Source organism: Rhodococcus maanshanensis NBRC 100610 (genome assembly GCF_001894865.1).
GTDB classification, from domain to species: domain Bacteria; phylum Actinomycetota; class Actinomycetes; order Mycobacteriales; family Mycobacteriaceae; genus Rhodococcus_G; species Rhodococcus_G maanshanensis.
In genome coordinates this window covers 6,164-31,554 of record NZ_BCXA01000016.1, presented here as the reverse complement: position 1 = coordinate 31,554, position 25,391 = coordinate 6,164, and the positions used below count along the sequence as shown (strand labels likewise).

Annotated in this window: 1 protein-coding gene; it reads left to right on the top strand. The window is 67.4% G+C overall.

What is annotated here, in order from left to right; translation table 11 throughout:
• Positions 1–72 precede the first annotated feature (72 nt).
• Entirely contained in the window at positions 73–25,350 is a 25,278-nt protein-coding gene (locus RM1_RS08550; protein ID WP_072750907.1) for a non-ribosomal peptide synthetase, read from the top strand.
• The last annotated feature ends 41 nt before the right edge of the window (positions 25,351–25,391 follow it).

Here is a 25,391-nt window from a genome sequence, read left to right as displayed (position 1 = left end):
AGTGGGAGGAACAGCAAGATGTCGGGTGGAAATCCGCGGGGGCGGGTTCTTTTTGTCGAGGATCTCCAGCGAGTGATCGCCGCGGTGGTGAGGACCGAACCCGAGCGGCGGGCCATTACCCACCAGGGCACCGACATCACGTATCAGACGTTGCACACCGAGCTCGAGACCCTCGACGCCGCCATGGGCGGCGCACTGGGTTCGGATGCGTTGATCCCGGTCGTCATCGCCGGGTTGCTCCCTGACCTGGACGATACGGACGAGGCGGGTGGCCTGGCCCGGGTTCTGGAGGCGTTGCTCGCCGACGCGGCCGAGGCGCATCCGGACGCCGAATCGGACTCGGGTGGCGGGGCAGTGGCGCAGACCCTGTTGAGCCTGTTCGAGGAGCAGGTCACACGGACGCCCGACGCGATCGCGCTCGAGTTCGAGGGTGCCCGGCTGACGTACGCGGAGTTCGACGACCGAGCCAACCGGCTTGCCCGTCACCTCCTGGCCATGGGGGTCAAGCCCGAGGATCATGTCGGCCTCGCGATTCGCCGGTCCCTCGACTTGCTGGTCGGCATGTACGCGATCCTCAAGGCCGGCGGCGCCTATGTTCCCCTCGATCCGGATCACCCGGCGGATCGCCTCGGGCATGTGCTGGACGTGGCGGACCCCGCGGCCGTCCTCACCACCGCACGCGACGGGGTTCCGCTGCCCTCGGGCGTGACGGTGCTCGAGATCGACGAGCTCGACCTGTCGGAGCATTCGGGCGAACCGGTCACCGATGCCGACCGGCTGACGGCGTTGTCGGCGGACAACATCGCCTACGTGATCTTCACGTCCGGGTCGACAGGCAAGCCCAAGGGCGTCGCGGTGTCGCATCGCTCAATCGTGAGCAACCTGGTGTGGCGACAGCGGACCTTCGGACTGGACGCAGACGACGTCGTCCTGCACAAGACGCCGTTCACGTTCGACGTCTCGCTGTGGGAGCTGTTCTGGCCGCTCAGCGCGGGTGCTCGGCTGGTGATCGCCACCCACGACGGTCACCGCGACCCCGCCTACCTCGCGCGAACAATGCTCGAACACGGTGTCACTCTGGCGCAGTTCGTCCCGTCGATGCTCTCGCTGTACCTCCTCGAGCCGACGGCACCGCTGGTGCGCTCGCTGCGAATCGTTTTCTCGTCCGGTGAGGCGTTGCCCCCCGAGACCGCGGCCCGGTTCCGCACGGTCAGCGACGTGCCGCTGCACAATATGTACGGTCCGACAGAGGCCGCGGTCGACGTTTCGCACCACCGGGTCAGTGAGCTCGACGACGTGACCATGCCCATCGGATCTGCGCTCGCAGAATGCGAACTGCTGATCCTCGACGACGGACTGCGTCCGGTGCCTGTCGGGGTTCCGGGTGAGTTGTACCTGGCGGGCGTTCAGCTGGCGCGGGGGTACGTCGAGCGTCCGGACCTGACGGCAGACCGATTCGTGGCGAACCCCTACGGTGGGCCGGGCGCTCGGATGTACCGCACCGGCGATCTCGTTCGGTGGCGCGCGGATGCTTCCGTCGACTACCTCGGACGGATCGACTTCCAGGTCAAGCTGCGGGGCCTGCGTATAGAGCTCGGCGAGATCGAGTCCGCGCTGCTCAGCCGCAGTGAGGTGGTACAGGCTGTCGTCGTCGTGCACAACGATCCGACAGTCGGCGAGCACCTCGTCGCGTACCTGGTGCCGACCGCAGGCACGGTCCCGGACCACCGCGAGCTTCGTGCGGATCTGAAGCGGAAGTTGCCGGAATACATGGTGCCGTCACTGTTCGTGGCGCTCGAGGCATTCCCGCTGAACGCGAGCGGCAAGCTCGACCGCAAGGCATTGCCGACTCCGGACTTCTCCTCCCTCGCCCGCGAGTACCGGGCGCCGAGCACGCCGACAGAGGAGAAGCTGACGGAGTTGTTCTCCGATCTGCTCGGACTCGAGAAGATCGGCGTGGACGACGACTTCTTCGAGCTCGGCGGCAACTCGCTCATCGCGACCAGAGCGATCGCCCGGTTCAACCGTGACTTCGGTGTCCGGATCGATGTGCGTGAGTTCTTCGACGCGCCTACCGTGGCCGAGCTCGCGCTCGTCATCGAGGGCGCGGTGAATGCGCCGGTTAGCGCCATTCCACTCGCCGCGCGTGAGCGTCCTGACCGAATCCCGTTGTCGCTGGCCCAGTCTCGGATGTGGTTCCTCAACCGGTTCGACACCGAGTCGGCGGCCAACAACATTCCGATACCGGTTCGCCTGCGGGGTCGGCTCGATCTCTCCGCGATGCAGGCGGCGGTCGCCGACGTCGTGGCGCGGCACGAGGTGCTGCGGACCGTGTACCCGGACTCGGCGCAGGGGCCGGCCCAGGTGATCCTGACGGCCGAGCAGGCGACGCCGGACCTGACCCCGGTGACGGTGTCCGCGGACGAGTTGCTGCAGCGGGTCACCGCGGACATCTCGGTCGGATTCGACGTCACCTCGGCCGTCCCGATGCGGGCGAACCTCTACCAGGTCGATGCGGATTCCGCGGAAGAGCACGAGTTCGTGCTGGTGCTCGTCGTCCATCACATCGCGGCCGACGGCTTCTCGATGGGGCCGCTGATCCGGGACGTGGTGACGGCGTACGCATCCCGCTCGGTCGGCGACGCGCCGTCGTGGGATCCGTTGCCGGTGCAGTATGCGGACTTCAGTCTCTGGCAGCGCGAGGTTCTCGGCTCGGAGGACGATCCGGAGTCGGTGATCGCCAAGCAGCTCGACTACTGGCGTGACGAATTGGCAGGGCTGCCCGACCAGCTGGACCTCCCCAGCGATCGCCCTCGGCCGGCGGCAATCTCCAACCATGGTCGGACCCATCGGTTCGAGATTGCGCCCGAGTCGACGGCGCATCTCAATTCCATTGCCCGGGAGAACAACACCTCGCTGTTCATGGTCGTGCACGCAGCCCTGTCGGTGCTGCTCGCGCGGCTGTCCGGCACCTCGGACATCGCGATCGGCACGCCGGTCGCCGGCCGTGGCGAGGCGGCGATCGACGATGTGATCGGCATGTTCGTCAACACGTTGGTGTTGCGGACCCAGGTGGAGGACTCGGAGTCCTTCTCCGATCTGTTGGCCCGTGTCCGCGCGAGCGACCTCGGTGCGTTTGCCCATGCGGACGTGCCGTTCGAGCGGCTGGTGGAGGTGCTGAACCCGGCACGTTCGCAAGCGCGGCATCCGCTGTTCCAAGTGGTGCTGACCTTCCAGAACATGGACGTGCCGACGCTCGAACTGCCGGGGCTGACCGTGAGCGGCGTGGAGGTCGACGCCGGTGTCGCGAAGTTCGACCTGCAGGTGACGATGTCGGAGACGTTCTCCGGCGAGGGTGCGCCGACGGGTATGACGGCCGAGCTCACATACGCCACGGATCTGTTCGACGATGCGACGATGCGCACGTTCGCCCAGCGATTCGTGCGCCTGCTCGACGCGGTGACCGCCGATCCGTTCGCCGCGGTCGGCGACATCGACCTGGTGTCGTCCGACGAGCGTCGTAACCTCCTCGAGGTCTGGCCCGCGGCGGGACCGGACGCCGGTGAAGACGCCACGCTGGTCGAGCGCTTCGGAGCCGCGGCGGCGAGCTTCCCGGAGCGGGTCGCGGTGCGGTTCGAGGACACGTCGGTGACTTACCGGGAGCTGGACGAGCAGGCGAATCGCCTGGCCCGGGTACTGATCGAGGCGGGGGTGGGGCCGGAGTCGCTGGTGGCGGTGGCGCTGCCGCGATCCGCTGACCTGGTGGTTGCGCTGCTGGCGGTGCTCAAGGCGGGCGGTGGGTACCTGCCTGTCGATCCGACGTATCCGGCGGATCGCATCGAGTACATGCTGGCCGATGCGGCGCCGGTGTGTGTGGTGACCTGGACCGGTCGCGAGATCGGTTTGCCTGACGGGCTTGCGGTCGTCGAGCTGGATGCGGTGGATCTGTCTTCGGTGTCGTCGGCGGTGGTCGTCGATTCCGACCGGCCAGCTCCGCTGCGGGCGGGCAACGTGGCGTACGTGATCTACACGTCGGGGTCGACGGGTCGTCCGAAGGGTGTGCAGGTTCCGCACCGGACGGTGACGCGGTTGATGTCGAACACGGAGTCGGAGTTCGGTTTCGACGAGTCGGACGTGTGGACGATGTTCCACTCGTATGCGTTCGACTTCTCGGTGTGGGAGCTGTGGGGTCCGTTGCTGTACGGCGGCACGTTGGTGGTCGTCGACTACTTCACGTCGCGTTCGCCGGAGCAGTTCCTGGAGCTGCTGGCGCGGGAGCGGGTGACGGTGCTCAACCAGACGCCGTCGGCGTTCTACCAGTTGGCGGAGGCGGATCGGCAGGCGCCTGCGGAGCTGTCTCTGCGGTATGTGGTCTTCGGTGGTGAGGCGCTCGAGCTGCGTCGCCTGAGCGACTGGTATTCCCGTCGCGGCGACGCTCCGGTGCTGGTGAACATGTACGGCATCACCGAGACCACGGTGCACGTCTCGCATCGTCGTCTCGACGAGCTCGCCGCAGCGACCGCTTCGGGCAGCCTCGTCGGCCAGGCGATCGCCGGGCTGCGGGTGTTCGTCCTCGATACTCGGATGCGGCCGGTCCCGGTCGGGGTTCCGGGTGAGATGTACGTCGCCGGTGTGCAGTTGGCGCGTGGCTACCTCGGTCAGCCGGCGTTGACGGCTGCGCGGTTCGTGGCGAACCCGTTCGACCCGGAGGGGTCTGCCCTGTATCGCTCGGGTGACCTTGCGCGGTGGAACCGCGATGGTGAGCTCGAGTACCTCGGCCGCGCGGACGATCAGGTGAAGGTTCGCGGCTTCCGCATCGAGCTCGGTGAGATCGAGGCGGCTGTGCTGGCGCAGGAGTCGGTGGGTCAGGTCGCGGTGATCGTGCGCGAGGACGCCCCGGGTAACCCGGTGCTCGTCGCCTACGTGGTGCCGGGCGGGCCGGAGCTTGATGTGGCCGCGGTGCGGGACGGTGCCGCGGGGTTGTTGCCGGAGTACATGGTGCCGTCCGCGTTCGTGGTGCTCGACGAGATCCCGCTGACGGCGAACGGCAAGCTGGACCGGAAGGCATTGCCTGCGCCGGTGTTCGAGGCGAAGGCGTTCCGTGCCCCGTCGACGCCGATCGAGCAGGTCGTGGCGGGCGTGTTCGCCGAGGTGCTCGGCGTCCCCCGGGTCGGTCTCGACGACGACTTCTTCGAACTCGGCGGCAACTCGCTGATCGCCGCGCAGATGATGGCGCGGATCGGGGCGGCGCTCGACGCCAGGGTGCCGGTTCGCGAGCTGTTCGAGGCGTCGAGCGTGGCGGCACTCTCGACCCGTCTGCAGGCGCATGCCGGCTCGGGCGGCAGGGTCGAGCTGACGGCGAAGCCGCGTCCGGATGTGATTCCACTGTCGCTGGCACAGCAGCGCATGTGGTTCATCAACCAGTTCGACACGACCTCTGCGGCCGGCAACATTCCGGTGGCGGTCCGGTTGACCGGTGCGTTGGACGTCGAGGCGCTGCGGGCCGCGATCGGGGATCTGGTGGCGCGGCACGAGGTCCTGCGCACCGTATACCCGGCACTCGACGGCATGGGACATCAGGTGATCCTGCCCGCTGCGTCCGCAACGCTGGAGTTGGCGGCGGTCGAGGTCGGCGAGAACGAGGTGTTGGAGCACGTGGTCGCTCTCGCGGCGCAGGGCTTCGACGTCACCGCCGCGATACCGGTGCGAGCTGCGTTGTTCGCCGTGACAGGCACCGACGAGCACGTGCTGGTCCTGGTTGTCCATCACATTGCGGGCGACGGATTCTCGATCGGTCCCCTGACCAGAGACGTTATGACTGCCTATGCCGCCCGGTGTGCAGGTGAGCGACCCGGATGGGCGCCACTCGAGGTGCAGTACGCGGACTTCGCGCTGTGGCAGCGGGAGGTCCTCGGGTCCGAAGACGATCCCGATTCGCTGGTCACACAGCAGCTCTCGTTCTGGTCGGAGACCCTCGACAACCTGCCGGTCCAGCTGGATCTTCCGGCGGATCGAGTGCGGCCGATGGTTGCCTCTCACGCCGGCGACACGGTCGAGTTCAGGATCGAGGCCGAACTTCACCATGGACTGATCGAGCTCGCGCGCAACCACACCTCGACCATGTTCATGGTGCTGCACTCCGCGCTGGCCGTGCTGCTTGCTCGCCTCAGCGGGACCGAGGACATCGCGATCGGCACACCGGTCGCGGGGCGGGGCGAGGCCGCGCTCGACGATCTGGTCGGCATGTTCGTCAACACCTTGGTGCTCCGGACAGAGGTGCCGCCGGCCCGTTCGTTCGCCGAATTCCTCGCGGCCACCCGCGAGGTGGACCTGTCCGCCTTTGCGAATGCCGATGTTCCGTTCGAGCGGCTCGTCGAGGTGCTCAGCCCCGAGCGTTCCCAGTCCAGGACCCCGCTGTCCCAGGTGGCGCTCGCCCTGCAGAACACCGGACAGACCTCGCTGGAACTGCCGGGGCTTCGTGTCGCAGGTGTGGACTTCGACCCGAAGGTCGCCCGCACCGACCTGCAGGTGAACCTCTCCGAGAACTTCGATGTCGACGGTTCGCCTGCGGGCATCGCCGGCGGCTTCAACTACGCGACCGACCTGTTCGACCGCGCGACGGTCGAGGGCTTCGTCGCCCGGTTCGTCCGCGTACTCGAGTCGATCGTGGTGGGCGTGGACACGCCGGTGGGGGATATCGAGATCCTGTCCTCGCCCGAGCATGCCGATCTCGCAGCCAGGATCGGCGCGGGAACGACCGAGCCGAAGACACTTCCCGAACTCCTCGCCGCGGCAGCGGCATCGAACCCGTCGAGGGCTGCGCTCTCCAGCGACGGCCGATCGATCACCTACCGCGAGCTCGACGAGGAATCGTCGCGGCTGGCGCGCGTGCTCATCGCCCGCGGCGCGGGCCCGGAGTCGGTCGTCGCGATGGCGCTGCCCCGCTCGGTGGAATCGGTGCTCTCGATCTGGGCGGTGGCGAAGACCGGTGCGGCCTATGTGCCGATCGACCCGAGCTACCCGGCGGACCGGATCGAGCACATGGTCTCCGATTCGGAGGTCGTTGTCGGTATCACCGCGGGACAGTTCGTGGAGGCACTGCCGAGCTCTGTGCAGTGGCTCGTTCTCGATGACGCCGACCTCGCCGCGCAGTTGTCCGAGACCTCGACCGCGGTGGTCACCGATGTCGACCGCACCGTGCCGGTGCGGCTCGAGCAGCCGGCCTGGGTGATCTACACCTCCGGCTCCACCGGAAAGCCCAAGGGCGTCGTGGTCACCCATGTCGGCCTGGCGGACTTCGTAGAGTTCCAGCGCCGAGCCACCGTCACGACCGCGGATTCGCGGGTGCTGCACTTCGCCTCTCCGAGCTTCGACATCTCCGTCAACGAGATGCTGCTCGCCGCGACGTCCGGCGCGTGCCTGGTGATCGCTCCCACGACGATCTACGGCGGTACGGAGCTGGCGGAGCTGTTGCGCGGCGAGCGCGTGACCCACGCCATGATGACCCCGACGACGCTGGCATCGCTGGACCCGTCCGGGCTGCCCGACCTGCGCATGATCGGGGTCGGCGGCGAGGCGTGCCCGCCCGAGCTGGTGGCCAGGTGGGGCGGCGACCGGGAGTTCCTGAACGGATACGGTCCCACCGAGACGACCATCGTCGTCTCCTTCACCGAACCGATGGTGCCGGGGCAGCCCGTCACCATCGGGCGGCCGGTCTGCGGTGTGCGGGCCCTGGTACTCGACACCCGGTTGAACCTGGTCCCGGACGGCGTCGTCGGCGAGCTGTACATCGGCGGGTCGAGCCTGGCCCGTGGCTACCGCGGGCGCCCCGACCTGACGGCGGACCGCTTCGTCGCGGACCCGTTCGGCCGGCCGGGCGGACGCATGTACCGCACCGGCGATCTGGTGCGGTGGACCGACACCGGCGAACTGGATTACGTCGGACGGTCGGACTTCCAGGTGAAGGTGCGCGGGTTCCGCGTCGAACTGGGTGAGATCGACTCATTGCTCAGTGCGCAGCCCGGCATCGAGTTCGCGGTCACACTGGGCCACTCCGGTGCCGGTGGGGTCAGCTCTCTGGTTTCCTACGTGCTGGCGGGCGATGGCGTCGAGGTCGATGTCGACGCGCTCAAGTCGGTACTCGAGCAGTCGCTGGCACAGCACATGGTCCCGTCGGTGATCATGGTCCTGGACGAGATCCCGCGTACCCCGGTCGGCAAGCTCGATCGAAAGGCGCTGCCGGCGCCGGTGTTCGCGGCGAAGGCCTATCGTGCCCCGACCAACGCCGTCGAGGAGGCGGTCGCGGCGACCTTCGCCGAGGTGCTCGACATCGAGCGAGTCGGACTCGACGACGACTTCTTCGGTCTCGGCGGGAACTCGTTGATCGCGACCCAGTTGACCGCGCGGCTGGGTGTGACCCTGAACGCGACGGTTCCGGTGCGCACCCTGTTCGAGGCGTCGACAGTGGAGGCACTCGCCGCCGCCATCGAGCAGTACGTTGGCAGAGGTGGGCGTGCGGCGCTGGTCGCCCAGGAACGTCCGGAGCGGATCCCGCTCTCGCTTGCGCAGCAGCGGATGTGGTTCCTCAACCGCTTCGATCCCGAATCGGCGCTCTACAACATGCCGATCGCACTGCGACTGTCCGGTCGGCTGGATCTCGCGGCGCTTCGTCTGGCCGTGGTGGACGTGTTCGAACGGCACGAGTCGCTGCGAACGCTCTACCCCGAGATCGACGGCGATCCCTGCCAGATGATCGTGTCCGCGGAGCAGGCGGCGCCGGACCTGATCCCCGTCGCGGTGGCCGAGGACGAGATCCTCGACACGGTCGTGTCGCTGGTTTCCCGCGGATTCGACGTCACCAGCGAGGTCCCGCTGCGCGCGAACCTGTTCACGCTGGAGTCGGCCGACCGGCTGGACGCGACAGACGAGTACGTCCTCGTCATGGTCGTGCACCACATCAGCTCCGACGGCTGGTCGATGGCCCCGCTGACGCGGGATCTGATGGTCGCCTACGCCGCGCGCAGCGCGGGGCAGGCCCCGGGCTGGACGCCGCTGCCGATCCAGTACGCGGATTACGCATTGTGGCAGCGTTCGGTGCTGGGATCCGAGGACGACCCGGACTCGGTCATCGCCGAGCAGTTCGGCTTCTGGCGTTCGGTGCTCGCCGATCTGCCCGACCAGTTGGATTTGCCCGCGGATCGGGCACGTCCGCTGGTCGCGTCGAACCGCGGCGCCGTGCACACGTTCGCAATTGACGGACACTTGCATGCGGCGTTGAACGAGCTTGCCCGACAGCAGAACACGACGCTGTTCATGGTGGTGCATTCCGCGCTCGCGATCCTGCTGGCGCGGCTCAGTGGCACCGAGGACATCGCGGTGGGCACCCCGGTGGCAGGCCGCGGCGAGGCCGCACTCGATGACGTGGTCGGTATGTTCGTCAACACGCTGGTGTTGCGCAGCCAGGTCCGACCGGATGCTTCGTTCTCGGATCTGTTGGCGCAGACCAGGAGTGGTGACGTGGCCGCGATGGGCCATGCAGATGCGCCGTTCGAGCGGTTGGTGGAGGTGCTCAATCCGGTCCGGTCGCAGGCGCGGCACCCGCTGTTCCAGGTGGCGTTGTTCTTCCAGAACCTGAGCCAGACCGCGGTGGAGTTGCCGGAGCTCAGCGTCAGCGCGGTTGATCTCGACACCGCGGTGGCGAAGTTCGACCTGCAGTGGACGTTCGCGGAGACGGCACCGGAGGCCGGCGAGACAGCCGGAATGGTGGTGGAGCTGACCTACGCGACGGACCTGTTCGACGAGTCGTCCGCGATCGTGTTCGGTGACCGATTCGTGCGAGTGCTCGAGGCGGTGGTGGCGGAGCCCGAGCGTCTGGTCGGCGACATTGCGCTGCTGGCAACCGACGAGCTGGATCGGGTGTTGGTCGGTTGGAACGATTCGACGCATGTAGTTGATGCCGGCGAGTTGCTGCTCGATGCGTTCGACGCGCAGGTCTCGGTGTCTGCGGATTCGACGGCTGTCGTGTTCGAGGACAGTTCGCTGACCTATGCGGAGTTCTCGGAGCGAGTGAACCGGCTGGCCAGGCTGCTCATCGCGGAGGGCGTCGGTCCGGAGTCGTTGGTGGCGTTGGCAGTTCGCCGCTCGCTTGACCTTGTTGTCGGAATGTACGCGGTGATCGAGGCAGGCGGGGCGTACGTGCCCGTCGATCCGGACCATCCGGTGGATCGGATTGGGCACATTCTCGACACCGCGGCACCGGTGTGCGTTTTGACGACCGCGAGGGACGGTTTCGAGGTTCCGGGGGACAGGTCTGTCATCCGGATCGACACCGTGGATCTGGCGGCGTACTCGGCAGAACCGATCTCCGATACGGATCGGGTTGCACGGTTGGAACCGGCGCATCCGGCGTACGTGATCTTCACGTCGGGCTCGACCGGCAAGCCCAAGGGCGTCGCCGTCAGCCATGGCGCGATCGTGAACCAGGTGACGTGGATGCAGGCGGAGTACGGCATCGACGAGTCGGACGTGTACCTCCAGAAGACTGCGACGACGTTCGACGTGTCGTTGTGGGGCTACTTCCTGCCGTTGCGGGTCGGGGCGCAGCTGGTGGTGGCGACGCCGGACGGGCACCGGGATTCGGCGTACGTGGCGGAGACGATCCGCGCGCATGCAGTGACGATGACGGACTTCGTGCCGTCGATGCTGACGGTGTTCGCGGAGTACGCCCCGGCGGAGTCCCTCACCTCGCTGCAGCATGTGTTCGTCATCGGTGAGGCGCTGCCGGCCGAGACGGTTCGTGGGTTCGCGGCTGTCTGCGCTGCGCGACTGCACAACCTGTACGGCCCCACCGAGGCAGCGGTGTCGATCACGTACGCCGATGTCACCGAAACCGCTGCGGGTGGATCGGTGTCGATCGGTCGCCCGGAGTGGAATTCACAGGTGTTCGTGCTGGATTCGCGGCTGCGGCCGGTTCCCGTCGGCGTGCCGGGTGAGCTGTACCTGGCGGGCGTCCAGTTGGCGCGCGGTTACTACGGCCGGGTGGACCTGACGTCGGACCGATTCGTGGCAAACCCGTTCTCCGGAGCGACGGGGGATGCTGTGGGTGATCGGATGTACCGCACCGGCGATCTGGTCACCTGGAGTGCGTCGGGGGAGCTCGACTACATCGGACGCACCGATTTCCAGGTGAAGTTCCGTGGCCAGCGTATCGAGCTCGGCGAGATCGAATCGGCGTTGTTGGCGCACCCGTCGGTCAGTCAGTCCGTTGCCGTGGTCGTCGGCACGTCGACCGGTGATCAGCTCGTAGGCTATGTCGTGCCATCGGCGGGAACCGCGGTCGATGTCGGGGAGCTGCGGAGCTCGATCGGTCAGGCCCTGCCGTCGTACATGGTGCCGTCGGCCCTGGTCGTACTCGAGGGATTCCCGTTGAACTCGAGCGGCAAACTGGACCGGAAGGCATTGCCCGCGCCCGTGTTCGAGGCGAAGGCGTTCCGTGCACCCTCATCGCCCGTCGAGCAGATCGTCGCGGATGTCTTCGGTGAGGTTCTCGGCCTCGAGCTGGTGGGCCTCGACGACGACTTCTTCGAACTCGGCGGAAACTCGTTGACCGCTATGCGGCTGACCTCACGTGTCAACGATGTACTGGGTTCGCGGCTCGGTGTTCGTGAGGTGTTCGAGGCTTCTTCCGTAGCTGGGCTCGCCGCGAGGGCGGTCGTCGTCGCCGGCGGAGTCGCGTCGCCGGCGCTGGTGCCGGTGGCGCGTCCGGATCGAATCCCGCTGTCGTTGGCGCAGAACCGTATGTGGTTCCTGAACAGGTTCGACACCGAGTCCGTGGCCTACAACATCCCGATGGCCATCAGGTTGGTCGGCGAGCTGGACACCGCTGCCCTGCAACTGGCCGTGCGGGACGTGATCGGCCGTCACGAGTCGCTGCGCACCATGTTCCCGGAGATCGACGGCGTTCCGGTTCAGCTGATCCTCCCTGTCGAGGACATCGATCTGGACCTGAACCCGATCGATGTGGCACCCGAGGACCTGTTCACCACGATCGCGTCCGTGCTCGGTACGGGATTCGACGTGACCGCGGCAGTACCGGTGCGGGGCAAGCTGCTTCGCATCGGTACGCCAGGAGTCGAGCCCGCGGGAGGGCCGGGGAACACCGAGTTCGCCCTCGTCCTGGTGATTCACCACATCAGCGCGGACGGTGTCTCCACCGGGCCGCTGGCACGTGACGTGATGACGGCCTACGTGGCACGGTCGGCGGGGGAGGCGCCCGGCTGGGCCCCGTTGCCCGTTCAGTACGCGGACTTCACGCTGTGGCAGCGTGAGGTTCTCGGGTCCGAGGACGATCCGGAGTCGGTGGCAGCGAAGCAGATCGAGTACTGGGTGGAGACGCTGGCCGGCCTGCCGGACCTGCTCGAGCTGCCCACCGACCATCCGCGACCGGCCGTTGCCTCGAATCGAGGATCGCTGCTGCGCTTCGAGATCGAGCCGGAGCTGGCGGCGGGTCTCGGAGCGGTCGCCCGGGCGAACGGCGCGTCGACCTTCATGGCGATCCAGGCGGTGTTCAGCGTGTTGCTGTCCCGGCTGTCGGGCACCTCCGACATCGCGATCGGCACCCCGGTCGCCGGGCGTAGTGCCGCAGAGCTCGACGACCTGGTCGGGATGTTCGTCAACACCCTGGTGCTCCGCACCGAGGTGGACGGCGAGGCGTCCTTCGCGGAGCTGCTGGGACGGATCCGCGAAACGGATCTCGCCGCCTTCGGCCGTGCCGACATTCCTTTCGAACGACTGGTCGAGGTGATCAACCCGGTACGTTCGCAGGCGTACTCGCCGCTGTTCCAGGTGTCCCTGACTTTCGACGGTCACCAGGGTGCTGCCCTCGAGCTGCCCGGGCTGACGGTCAGTACCTTCGACTACGAGGCCGACACGGCCCAGTTCGATCTCGCATTGGCAATCACGGAGAACGTGGAGATCGACGGAGTTCCCGGTGGCATCGTCGGCGGGTTGCGATACGCCACCGATCTGTTCGAGAGGTCGACCGCCGAGTCCATCGCGGCCCGGTTCGTGCGGGTCCTGCGCGCCGTAGTCGCCGAGCCGGAGGCGCTCATCGGTGATGTCGACGTCCTCGGAGCGGACGAGCGCGAGTGCGTCCTGTCCGAGTGGAACGCGACCGGCGCGCTGATCGAGCCCACCACCCTGGTGGAGCTGTTCGGCGAGGAGGTGGCCCGGACGCCGGACGCGATCGCCCTCACCTTCGAGGGTGCGGAGTTGTCGTACAGTGATTTCGACGCTCGGGCCAATCGTCTTGCGCGGCATCTGATCTCGATGGGCGTTGGGCCGGAGTCGCTGGTGGCGCTGGCGATGCGGAGGTCGCTGGACCTGTTGGTGGGTATCTACGCGGTGGTCAAGGCCGGTGGCGCGTACGTGCCGGTTGATCCGGATCAGCCGGCGGACCGGATCGGGCACATTCTCGAGACCGCTGCCCCGGTGTGCGTGCTGTCCACGTCCCGAGACGACGTGACGATCGTCGGGGACGACTCCGTCATCCTGGTGGACAGCGTGGACCTGTCGGGGTTCGCGGCCACACCGGTAACGGATGCGGAGCGCCTCTCGGCGCTGCACACGGACAACACCGCGTACGTGATCTTCACCTCGGGTTCGACGGGTCGGCCCAAGGGCGTTGCGGTCTCGCACCGCGCGATTGTGAACCGTCTGATCTGGATGCAGGCCGAGTACGGCCTCGGCGTCGACGACGTCGTGCTGCAGAAGACGCCGGTGACTTTCGACGTGTCGGTGTGGGAGTTGTTCTGGCCGTTGCAGGTGGGTGCGCGACTGGTGATCGCGGCGCCGGACGGGCATCGTGATCCTGCCTACCTGACTCGGGTGATCGTGGAGCAGTCGGTGACGACCATGCACTTCGTGCCGTCGATGCTGGCGTTGTTCGTGACCGAATCGACGGTGGCCACGGCGTCGACGTTGGTTCGGGTCTTCGCCTCGGGTGAGGCGCTTCCCGCCCAGACCGCTGCGTCGCTGCGGGAAGTCCTGCCGCAGGCCCGGCTGCACAACCTGTACGGGCCGACCGAGGCCGCGGTCGATGTGACGTTCCACGAGGTCACCGACGCCGACGAGGTGGCCGTGCCGATCGGTGCGCCGGTGTGGAACACCCAGGTGTTCGTGCTGGATTCGCGCTTGCAGCCGGTGCCGGTGGGTGTCGCGGGTGAGCTGTATCTGGCGGGAGCGCAGTTGGCTCGCGGGTACGTCGGTCGTGTGGATCTGACCGCCGATCGCTTCGTGGCGAATCCGTTCGCCGCGGGCGGGCGGATGTACCGCACGGGCGATCTGGTGGCGTGGCAGCCGAACGGCGAGATCGATTACCTGGGCCGCACGGACTTCCAGGTGAAGTTGCGCGGACTGCGGATCGAACTCGGCGAGATCGAGACCAGCCTCCTGACAGTCCCCGAGGTGAGCCAGTCGGTGGTGACCCTGCACCGCAGTCCGCTGACCGGCGAGGCGTTGGTCGCGTACCTGGTTCCCGCCGCCGGTGCGGAGATCGATCAGCGTGCCGTCAAGTCGGCGGTGGCCGCATCGCTGCCGTCTTACATGGTGCCGTCCGCCTTCGTGGTGCTCGAGGAGTTCCCGCTGAACGCGTCCGGCAAGCTGGACCGGAAGGCACTGCCCGCGCCGGTCTTCGAGGCGAAGGTGTTCCGGGCGCCCTCGAACCCGGTCGAGGAGATAGTCGCCGCGACATTCGCCGAACTGTTGGGGGTCGACCTGGTCGGCGCGGACGACGACTTCTTCGAGCTGGGCGGCAACTCGCTGATCGCGACGCAGGTCACCGCGCGACTGGGCGCGGAGTTCGACACCACGGTGCCGGTCCGCACTCTCTTCGATTCCTCGACAGTCGCGGCCCTCGCGGCTGCTGTGTCGCAGTACGCGGGGCAGGGAGGACGCAAGGCGCTGGCCGCCCAGGAGCGTCCGGATCGGATTCCGCTCTCGCTCGCGCAGCAGCGGATGTGGTTCCTCAACCGCTTCGACACCGAGTCCGCCGCGTACAACATCCCGGTCGCGCTGCGGCTGTCCGGGGAGTTGAACGTAGACGCGCTGCAGCTGGCAGTCGGCGACGTGCTCGAACGGCACGAGCCGCTTCGCACGCTGTACCCGGAGAACGACGGCGAGGCCTTCCAGCTGGTTGTGCCCGTGTCGCAGGCACTTCCCGACCTGTCCCCCGAGGACGTCACCGAGGACGAGGTCGTCGGAAGGGTCGTCGAGTTGCTGTCGACGAGCTTCGACGTCACCACCGAGGTGCCCATTCGAGCGGGCCTGTTCCGCACGACTCCAGTTGGAACGGATCCTTCGGAGCGACCCGCGAGCACCGACTACGTGCTGGTACTCGTGGTTCATCACATCAGCGCAGACGGCTGGTCCATCGCCCCGCTGACCCGGGACGTGATGATCGCCTACACCGCGCGGGCAGAGGGCCGTGGGCCCGGTTGGTCCCCGCTTACTGTGGGGTACGCGGACTTCGCGCTCTGGCAGCGAGACGTCCTGGGAACCGAGGAGGATCCCGAATCCCTGGTGAGCCGTCAGCTCGGCTACTGGCGCAAGGCGCTCGCCGGCCTGCCTGACCTGCTCGAGCTGCCGACCGACCGTCCGCGGCCCGCGGTGGCGTCGAATCAAGGTGCGCGGAAGACCTTCTCGATCGACGCCGGAATCCACGACGGTCTCCGCAGGATTGCGAAGGAGCACAACGCGACCCTGTTCATGGTCGTGCACGCGGCATTGTCGGTGCTGATGAGCAGGCTGTCCGGTTCCGAGGACATCGCGATCGGAGCACCGATCGCGGGACGCGGCGAGGCCGCACTCGACGACCTCGTCGGCATGTTCGTCAACACCCTGGTCCTGCGCGCGAACGTGGCCCCCGATGCCGGCTTCGCCGATCTGCTGGCCCAGGTCCGCGACACCGACCTCGGTGCGTTCGGGAATTCCGACGTTCCGTTCGAGCGCCTCGTGGACGTGCTCAGTCCGGTTCGTTCGCAGTCTCATTCGCCGCTGTTCCAGGTCTCGCTCACCTTCCAGAACCTGGCGCGGACCGAACTGGACCTGCCCGGCTTGCACGTGTCCGCGGTCGATCACGACGCCACCCTGACGTGGTTCGACCTCGACTTCACCTTCGTCGATCGGTACGACGAGGCCGGTCTGCCTGTCGGCATCGACGTGGGCCTGACCTACGCGACGGACCTGTTCGACGCGTCCACCGTCGATCGATTCGCTCGGAGTCTGCAGCGGATCCTGGCCGCGATCGTGGCGTCGGTCGACGCCCAGGTCGGCGACATCGGGCTGCTGTCACCCGATGAACTGACCACGGTGCTCGAGGAATGGAATGCCAGCGAGGTCACGGTGCCCGAGGCGACCCTTGTGGACCTCGTCGACGCTCAGGTGGCCCGCCGCCCCGACGACATCGCCCTGGTCTTCGAGGGTGACTCGCTCACCTACGCCGAGTTCGACACGCGGGTGAACAGGTTGGCCCGCTGGCTGATCGTGCAGGGCGTCGGTCCGGACGATCTGGTGGGCCTGGCCGCGTACCGCTCGCTGGACATGTTGATCGCGATGTACGCGATCGTGAAGGCGGGCGGCGCGTACGTGCCGATCGACCCGGACCATCCGGCGGATCGCATTGCGTATGTGGTGGAGTCGGCCCAACCGAGCCTGATCCTGATGACCCCGACCGTGGCGCTCGCGCCGTTGCCCGGCGTCCGGATGGTCGCGACTGCCGACCTGGCGCTCAACGGCTACGACGTCGCGCCGATCACCGACGCCGAGCGAGTTGCGCCGCTGCACACCGGCAACACGGCCTACGTTCTGTACACCTCGGGCTCGACCGGCCGGCCGAAGGGTGTCGCGGTCTCGCACCACGCGATCGTCAACCAGTTGCACTGGCTCGAGGGCGAGTACCAGGTGACCTCGGCCGACCGGATCATGCAGCGGGCGCCGTTCACCTTCGATGTCTCGGTGTGGGAGTGCTTCCTGCCGATGCATGTCGGAGGTCGGCTGATCATCACCCGCCCGGGTGGACACCTCGAACTGGACTACCTCGCCGGGCTCATGCGTGAGCATGGAATCTCCATCGCGGAGTTCGTGCCGTCGGTGCTGGCCGCGATGATCGCGGACGGGGCGGGCGACGCGTTGGCATCGCTGCGGCACCTGCACAGCGGTGGCGAGGCGCTGTCGGCCGAGCTGGTCGACACCATCCGCTCGAACTTCTCCGGCGGACTCCACAACACCTACGGCCCCACCGAGGCCGCGATCACCACGACCGGCTACGAGATCGACGGCCCGGTTCGAGGCGCGGTGCCGATCGGTGGACCGGCCTGGAACACTCAGGCTTACGTTCTGGATTCGCGGCTGAACGTTGTCCCGGTCGGTGTCGCAGGTGAGCTCTACCTTGCCGGCGATCAGCTCGCTCGCGGCTACCACGGCCGGGTCGACCTCACTGCGGACCGCTTCGTGGCGAACCCGTTCGGTGCCTCTGGTGACCGGATGTACCGCACCGGCGACCTGGTCCGCTGGGACGTTCGAGGTGACCTCGTCTACTTGGGGCGCACCGACTTCCAGGTGAAGCTCCGTGGTCTGCGGATCGAGCTCGGCGAGATCGAGTCCGCGATGATGCAGGCCGAAGGGGTGTCGCAGGCTCTGGTCGTGCTGGTGGAGGATCCACGCGCAGGCGAACACCTGGTCGGCTACGTGACTGCGGCCGCAGGAGCGGCGCTCGACGCCGGTGTGATCAGGGCCGCGGTCGGTACCAACCTGCCGGCGTACATGGTGCCGTCCCAGGTGCTGGTGCTCGACGCGTTCCCGGTGAACTCGTCGGGCAAGCTGGATCGCAAGGCGTTGCCCGCCCCGGTGTTCGAGGCCAAGGAGTTCCGGGTACCGGTCACCGAGGCCGAGCAGGCAGTGGCGGCGGTGTTCGGCGAGGTACTCGGCCTCGACCGAATCGGGCTCGACGACGACTTCTTCGGACTTGGCGGCAACTCGCTGGTGGCGATGCAGGTGGTTGCTCGTATCGGGGCGAAGCTGGACACCCGGATCGCGGTCCGCGAGTTGTTCGATGCTCCGACGGTCGAGGCGTTGGCGGCTCGTCTGCAGGCTCAGGTCGGTGTCGGCCGGCGGATCGAGCTGGCCGCCCGGCCACGTCCGGAGCGGGTGCCGCTGTCGCTGGCACAGACTCGCATGTGGTTCCTGAACCGCTTCGATCCAGAGTCCTCGGTGTACAACATTCCCGCGGCGATGCGCCTGTTCGGCGACCTGGACGTTCAGGCATTGCGGGCGGCCATCGGCGACGTGGTGGCGCGGCACGAGGTGCTGCGCACCGTGTACCGGGAGCTCGACGGCACCGGGTACCAGGTGATTCTGCCTGACCATGCGGTGGATCTCCCGCTCGAGTCGGTGCGGGCCGACGAGGTGTTCGACCGGGTGTCGGGTGTCCTCACGGCGGGCTTCGATGTCACCGCGGGTGTGCCGCTGCGAGCCGCGCTGTTGCGCGTCGACGAGTCCGAGACCGACCACGTGCTGGTCATGGTGGTGCACCACATCGCGTGCGACGGCTTCTCCACGACCCCGCTGACCCGGGACGTGATGCTGGCCTATGCCGCACGCAGCGCTGGGGTGGCTCCGGTGTGGGAGAGCCTGCCTGTGCAGTACGCCGACTACGCAATGTGGCAGCGTGAGTTGCTCGGCTCGGAGCGGGATCCGGAGTCCTTGCTCGCCACCCAGTTGGACTACTGGCGGTCCACGCTGCGGGGTGCACCGGACGTCCTGGAACTCCCGACGACTCATCCGCGACCGGCTGTGGCGTCGAATCTCGGGGCCTTCCAGGAGTTCGCGATCGAGGCCGACCTTCATGCGGCGCTCGATGCGGTCGCACGCCGCAGTGGTGCGACGCTCTTCATGGTGATGCATGCCGCGGTGGCGGTATTGCTCGCTCGACTGTCCGGTACCAGTGACATCGTCATTGGTACGCCGGTCGCCGGGCGCGGCGAGGCTGAGCTGGACGACCTGGTCGGCATGTTCGTCAACACCTTGGTGCTACGCACCGAGGTCGACGGCCACGCGTCCTTCCGTGAGGTGCTTGCTCGGGCCCGGGAAACCGACCTCGGTGCGTTCGGCCACGCGGACGTGCCGTTCGAGCAGGTCGTCGAGGCGCTCAACCCGGTCCGCTCACAGGCGTACTCGCCGCTCTTCCAGGCAGTGGTGTCGTTCCAGGATCTGGACACGCCGCAGGTCGAGTTCGACGGGCTCAGGATCGAGGGCATCGACTCGGACGTGGTGCTTGCCAAGTTCGATCTCGACTTCGGGTTCGGCGACCGCTACGACGGCAACGGCGTTCCTGCCGGTGTTTCCGGGGCGTTGACCTACGCCACGTCGCTGTTCGACGCCGCGGGCGCGCAGCGCCTCGTCGACGGGTTGGTCCGGGTCCTTCGTGCGGTGGCAGACGACGCCGAGCTGCCGGTCGGCGATATCGATCTTCTCGGTGAGGGCGAACGTGAGCTGGTCTTGCGGGAGTGGAACGCCTCCGGTGCGCCTGCCGCCTCGGCGACGCTTGATTCGCTGTTCGCCGATCAGGTTGCTCGAACGCCGGATGCGGTCGCGCTCGTGGGTGACTCGGAGACATTGACGTATCGGCAGTTCGACGATCGGGTCAACGCCGTCGCTCGGCATCTGATCGATCTCGGTGTCGGCGTCGAGTCGCGGGTCGTGTTGGCCATGCGCCGGTCGACGGAACAGGTGGTCGCGATGTACGCGGTCATCCGCGCCGGTGGTGCGTACGTGCCGGTCGATCCGGATCAGCCGGCCGAGCGGTTCGGGTACGTGATCGACACGGCGAATCCCGAGTACGTGCTGGTCGATACGGACTCGGGTGAGGTCTCGGTCGGGCGGACCGCCGTCGTGATCGCCGACCTCGACCTGGGCGACGTCCGGCCGATCACCGCGTCTGACCGCATCGGCGTTCCGAGTCCGGAGAACACGGCATACGTGTTGTTCACATCCGGCTCGACCGGGCGGCCGAAGGGTGTCGCGGTTACGCACGGCGCGGCGTCGAACCAGCTGGTGTCGATGCAGGCCGAGTACGCGCTCGACGAGCAGGACTCGGTGTTGCAGAAGACACCGGCGACCTTCGATGCGTCGGTGTGGGAGTTCTTCTGGCCGTTGCAGACCGGTGCCCGAATGGTGCTGGCGAGTGCGGACGGTCATCGGGATCCGCAGTACCTGGCGACTGTGCTGGTGGAGCAGGCGGTGACGACCGTGCAGTTCGTGCCGTCGATGCTGCCGATGGTGCTGGCAGCGCTGCCGGAGTCGGGCACCCCGGCTTTGAAGCGGGTGTTCGCCGGTGGAGAGTCGTTGCCCGCGGGAGTCGCGGCGGAGTTCGGGCGGGTCACCGGTGCTGTGGTGCACAACCTCTACGGCCCGACCGAGGCAGCGATGCAGGTGACCCGTCGTGAGGCGGTCGAATCCGACGTTGCCATCGTGCCGATCGGTGGACCGGTCGAGGGTACGGAGTTGTTCGTACTCGATGCGCGTCTGCATCCGGTGCCGGTGGGTGTGCCGGGTGAGCTGTATCTGGCGGGTGTGCAGTTGGCACGCGGCTACGAGTCGCGGCCGGACCTGACGGCGGAGCGGTTCGTGGCGAACCCGTTCGCCGGCGGCGAGCGGATGTACAGGTCCGGTGACCTGGCTCGGTGGAACCGCTCGGGCGAGTTGGAGTTCTTGGGCCGCACCGATTTCCAGGTGAAGTTGCACGGTTTGCGGATCGAACTCGGTGAGGTGGAGGCGGCGCTGGCCGCGCATCCGTCCGTGCGTCAGTCGGCGGCTGCGGTCGTCGCCACCGCGACGGGTCAGCACCTCGTCGGCTACGTGACGGCGGCTCCCGATGTGGATGTCGATGAGATCGTCAAGGCAGTCGAAGGCCGGGTGCCGTCGTACATGGTGCCGTCGAGGGTCATGGTGCTCGACGCCTTGCCGGTGAATTCGTCGGGCAAGGTCGATCGCAAGGCGCTGCCGGCTCCGGTGTTCGAGGCCAGGGAGTTCAGGGCACCGGTCACCGAGACGGAGCAGATCGTCGCGACGGTGTTCGGTGATGTGCTCGGTCTCGAGCGGGTTGGTCTGGACGACAACTTCTTCGAGCTCGGTGGAAACTCACTGATCGCGATGCAGGTCGTGGCCCGCCTGGGGGCGGCGCTGGACACTGTGGTGCCGGTTCGCGAGCTCTTCGAGGAATCCACTGTCGTCGGCCTGGCGACACGGGTCGCCGCGATCGCAGGCCAGGGACGCCGTCCGGAGTTGGTGGCGGGGGAGCGTCCGGAGTCGGTTCCGTTGTCGATGGCTCAGTCTCGGATGTGGTTCTTGAACCGGTTCGATGCGGAGTCTGCGGCGTACAACATTCCGGCAGCGATCCGGTTGTCGGGTGATCTCGACGTGGATGCGTTGCAGGCTGCGGTCGGTGATGTCGTCGCGCGGCACGAGGTGTTGCGGACGGTGTATCCGGAGACGGTGGACGGTCCGGTGCAGGTGATCGTTCCTGCAGGCGATGCGGTGCCGGACCTGTCGGCGGTGACGGTGGCCGAGTCCGAGGTCATGGGTGTGGTCGGGGCGTTCTTGCAGGGCGGTTTCGACGTGACCGAGCAGGTGCCGGTGCGCGCACTGCTGTTGCGTGTCGATCGGCCGGAGCTCGGGACGGGTGCGGTGGTCGAGCACGTACTGGCTGTGGTGGTTCACCATATTTCGGCGGACGGGTTGTCGATGGGACCGCTTACCCGCGACGTGATGGTGGCCTACGCGGCTCGGTCGGCGGGGGAGGTTCCTGGATGGGCTCCGTTGCCGGTGCAGTACGCGGATTACGCGTTGTGGCAGCGGGAGGTGCTCGGATCGGAGGATGATCCGCTGTCGCTGATCTCGCGGCAGCTGGGTTACTGGAAGTCGGCGTTGGCGGGGTTGCCGGATCAGCTCGATCTGCCGACGGACCGGCCGCGGCCGGTGGTGCAGTCGTACCACGGTGGTCGAGTCGAGCTCGAGGTTGGTTCGGATCTGCATCGACGGCTCAGTGATCTTGCGCGTGAGCACAATTCGACATTGTTCATGGTTGTGCATGCCGCGTTCGCGGTGTTGTTGGCGCGAATGTCGGGCACGTCGGACATTGCGGTGGGGACGCCGTTTGCCGGGCGTGGCGAGGCTGCTCTGGACGACATGATCGGCATGTTCGTCAACACGCTCGTGTTCCGGACCGAGGTCGATGGTTCGGAGAGCTTCGCGGAACTGTTTGCTCGGGTTCGGGAGACGGATCTGGGTGCCTTCGGGAACTCCGATGTTCCGTTCGAGCGGTTGGTCGAGGTGCTCAATCCGACCAGGTCGACGGCTCGGCACCCGTTGTGCCAGGTGGGCTTCTCGTTCCAGAACATCGGCGGGTCGAATGCCGAACTGCCCGGCCTGTCGATCGCGGCGCTCGATTTCGAGTCGGAGGTCTCGCAGTTCGATCTGCATCTGATCGTCGCGGACCTGTACGACACCGACGGGAACCCGGCGGGATTGTCAGGTGGCATCACGTATGCGACGGCGTTGTTCGACGCGGCGACGGCCGAGGCTTTCTCGGTTCGGTTGGTCCGGATTCTCGAGGCGATGGTCGATGATCCGACCGTGGTGGTCGGCGATGTCGAGTTGTTCGACGGCGCCGAGGCCGATCGGGTGCTCGGCGACTGGAATGCGACCGACGAGGACGTCGCGGACGCGACACTTGTGGACCTGTTCGATGCTCAGGTCGCGCGGACGCCGGGGTCTGCGGCGCTCGTGTTCGAGGGTGAGACGGTCAGCTATGGGGAATTCGACGCTCGGGTGAACCGGTTGGCGCGCAGGCTGATCGCGGACGGCGTCGGCCCGGAGTCGTTGGTCGGCCTTGCGATGCGTCGGTCGGTCGACTTGCTGGTCGGCATGTATGCGATCGTCAAGGCGGGCGGTGCGTACGTGCCGGTGGATCCCGATCACCCGGCGGAGCGAATTGCGCTGGTACTCGATTCGGCGGCTCCGACGACAGTGCTCGTCCGCAGCGCCGACTCGGTGGATCTGCCGGGCGAGGTTCGGGTGTTGTCGGTGGATACGGAGGATCTGTCGGGCCTCGATTCGTCGCCGGTGGTCGACACCGATCGGATCGCGCCGTTGCGGCCGTCGAATCCGGCCTATGTCATCTTCACGTCCGGTTCGACCGGGAGGCCGAAGGGCGTCGCGATATCGCATGCGGCGGTCGTCAATCAGCTGGTGTGGAAGCAGGCCGAATACCGGCTCGGCGGGCAGGACGCGGTGCTGCTCAAGACGGCGGCCACATTCGACTTGTCGGTCTGGGAGTTCTGGTGGGCGTTGCAGACCGGGGCGCGGTTGGTCATCGCCCGTGCGGACGGTCATCAGGATCCGGGCTACCTGCTCGATCTGATGGCCCGTGAGTCGGTGACGACGTTGCACGTGGTGCCGTCGATGCTGTCGATGTTGCTCGCGGACACGGCTGCGGTGTTCCCGGAGTCGGTGACCCGGGTGCTGGCGATCGGTGAAGCGTTGCCCGCGGCGACGGCCGCGCGGTTGCGTCGGGTGAGTGCGGCACGGTTGGACAATCTCTACGGTCCGACCGAGGCTGCGGTCTCGGTCACCTCGTACCGGGCATCCGAGGCGGACCTGGTCACCGTTCCGATCGGTGCGCCCGAGTGGAACACCCAGGTGTTCGTGCTCGATTCGCGGTTGCATCCGGTGCCGGTGGGTGTCCCGGGCGAGCTCTACCTGGCGGGTGCGCAGCTGGCTCGTGGCTACCACGGTCGTAGCGATCTGACGGCGGATCGGTTCGTGGCAAATCCGTTTGCCGACGGTGAGCGGATGTATCGGACCGGCGACGTCGTGCGGTGGTTGCCGGACGGCAATCTCGACTACCTCGCGCGAGCCGACTTCCAGGTGAAGGTGCGTGGCTTCCGGATCGAGCTCGGCGAGATCGAGTCCGCGCTGCGGGCCTACCCCGGGGTGGCCGAGACCGTGGTCGTCGCTCGCGAGGGCGCGTACGCCGGCACGCAGTTGGTGGGGTACGTCGTCGGCGACGCCGACGGGGCCACGCTGGACGGGCAGACCGTTCGCGATGGGCTGTCGGGGGCTGTGCCGTCGTACATGGTGCCGTCGGTGGTGATGGTGCTCGATGCGCTACCGCTCAACGTGAACGGCAAGGTCGATCGCAAGGCGCTGCCGGCTCCGGTGTTCGAGGCCAGGGAGTTCCGGGCACCGACCACGCCGGTGGAGGAGATCGTGGCCTCCACCATCGCGGTTCTGCTCGGGGTCGAGCGGGTTGGTCTGGACGACAACTTCTTCGAGCTCGGTGGCAACTCGCTGATGGCCACCCAGGTGGCCGCTCGGCTCGGCGCGGCGTTCGACATCCGGGTGCCGGTCCTCTGGCTGTTCTCCGACGCCACACCCGAGAAACTGGCGGCCCGCATCGATGTCGCCCTTCGTGGTGAGGTTGACCCGGGCGGGGAGGCCGCGTTCGGTGTCCTGCTGCCCCTCCGCGAGGGCGGGTCGAAACCCCCGTTGTTCTGCGTCCACCCGGTGATCGGGCTGTCCTGGGCGTTCGGTGGACTCTCCGCGCACATCGATCGTGATCGCGCGGTCTACGGACTGCAGTCGCCCGCGCTCGGTGAAGCAGGCGAACTTCCTGGGTCGATCGAGGACTGGGCCGACCGCTACGTCCGAGAGATCCGCTCGGTGCAGCCGGAGGGCCCATACCACCTGCTCGGCTGGTCCTTGGGCGGGGTGATCGCACACGCGATGGCGGTGCAGTTGCAGGCCGAGGGGCAGGAGGTCGCGTTGCTGTCGATGATGGACAGCGTCGCCGGCCGCGGTGACCTGCCGTCCGAGCCGTCGGGCGCCATGACGACAGGAGAGCTGCTCGGCGGCCTGCTGCCGGCCGCGGAGTCGGCCGGCCTGGTGGATCTGGACGCGGCGCTGAATGCGGACGTCGTGGTGGACCTGGTGGCAGGTCTGCCGGAGCCGTTCAACGGGCTCGGTGCAGATCGCGTCACGAGGGCGATCGGCTCCGCCGAACGCTCGCTGTCGATGATGGTGGATTACCAGCCCGAACGGTACAAGGGTGACCTGATCTTCTTCACAGCGGCGCTCGACGACGTCGACGGCACGCGCAACGTGTCGACGTGGACGGAGGCAGTGGACGGACGGATCCACAACCATCCGATCGAGGCTACGCACTGGGGGATGGCGTCGTCCGCGTCGCTGGGCCGGATCGCCGAGGTCCTGAACGACCTGTGGGAGGCCGGGCGGTGACCTGAGGGCACGAACCACGAAACAGACGAGATTCACGAATT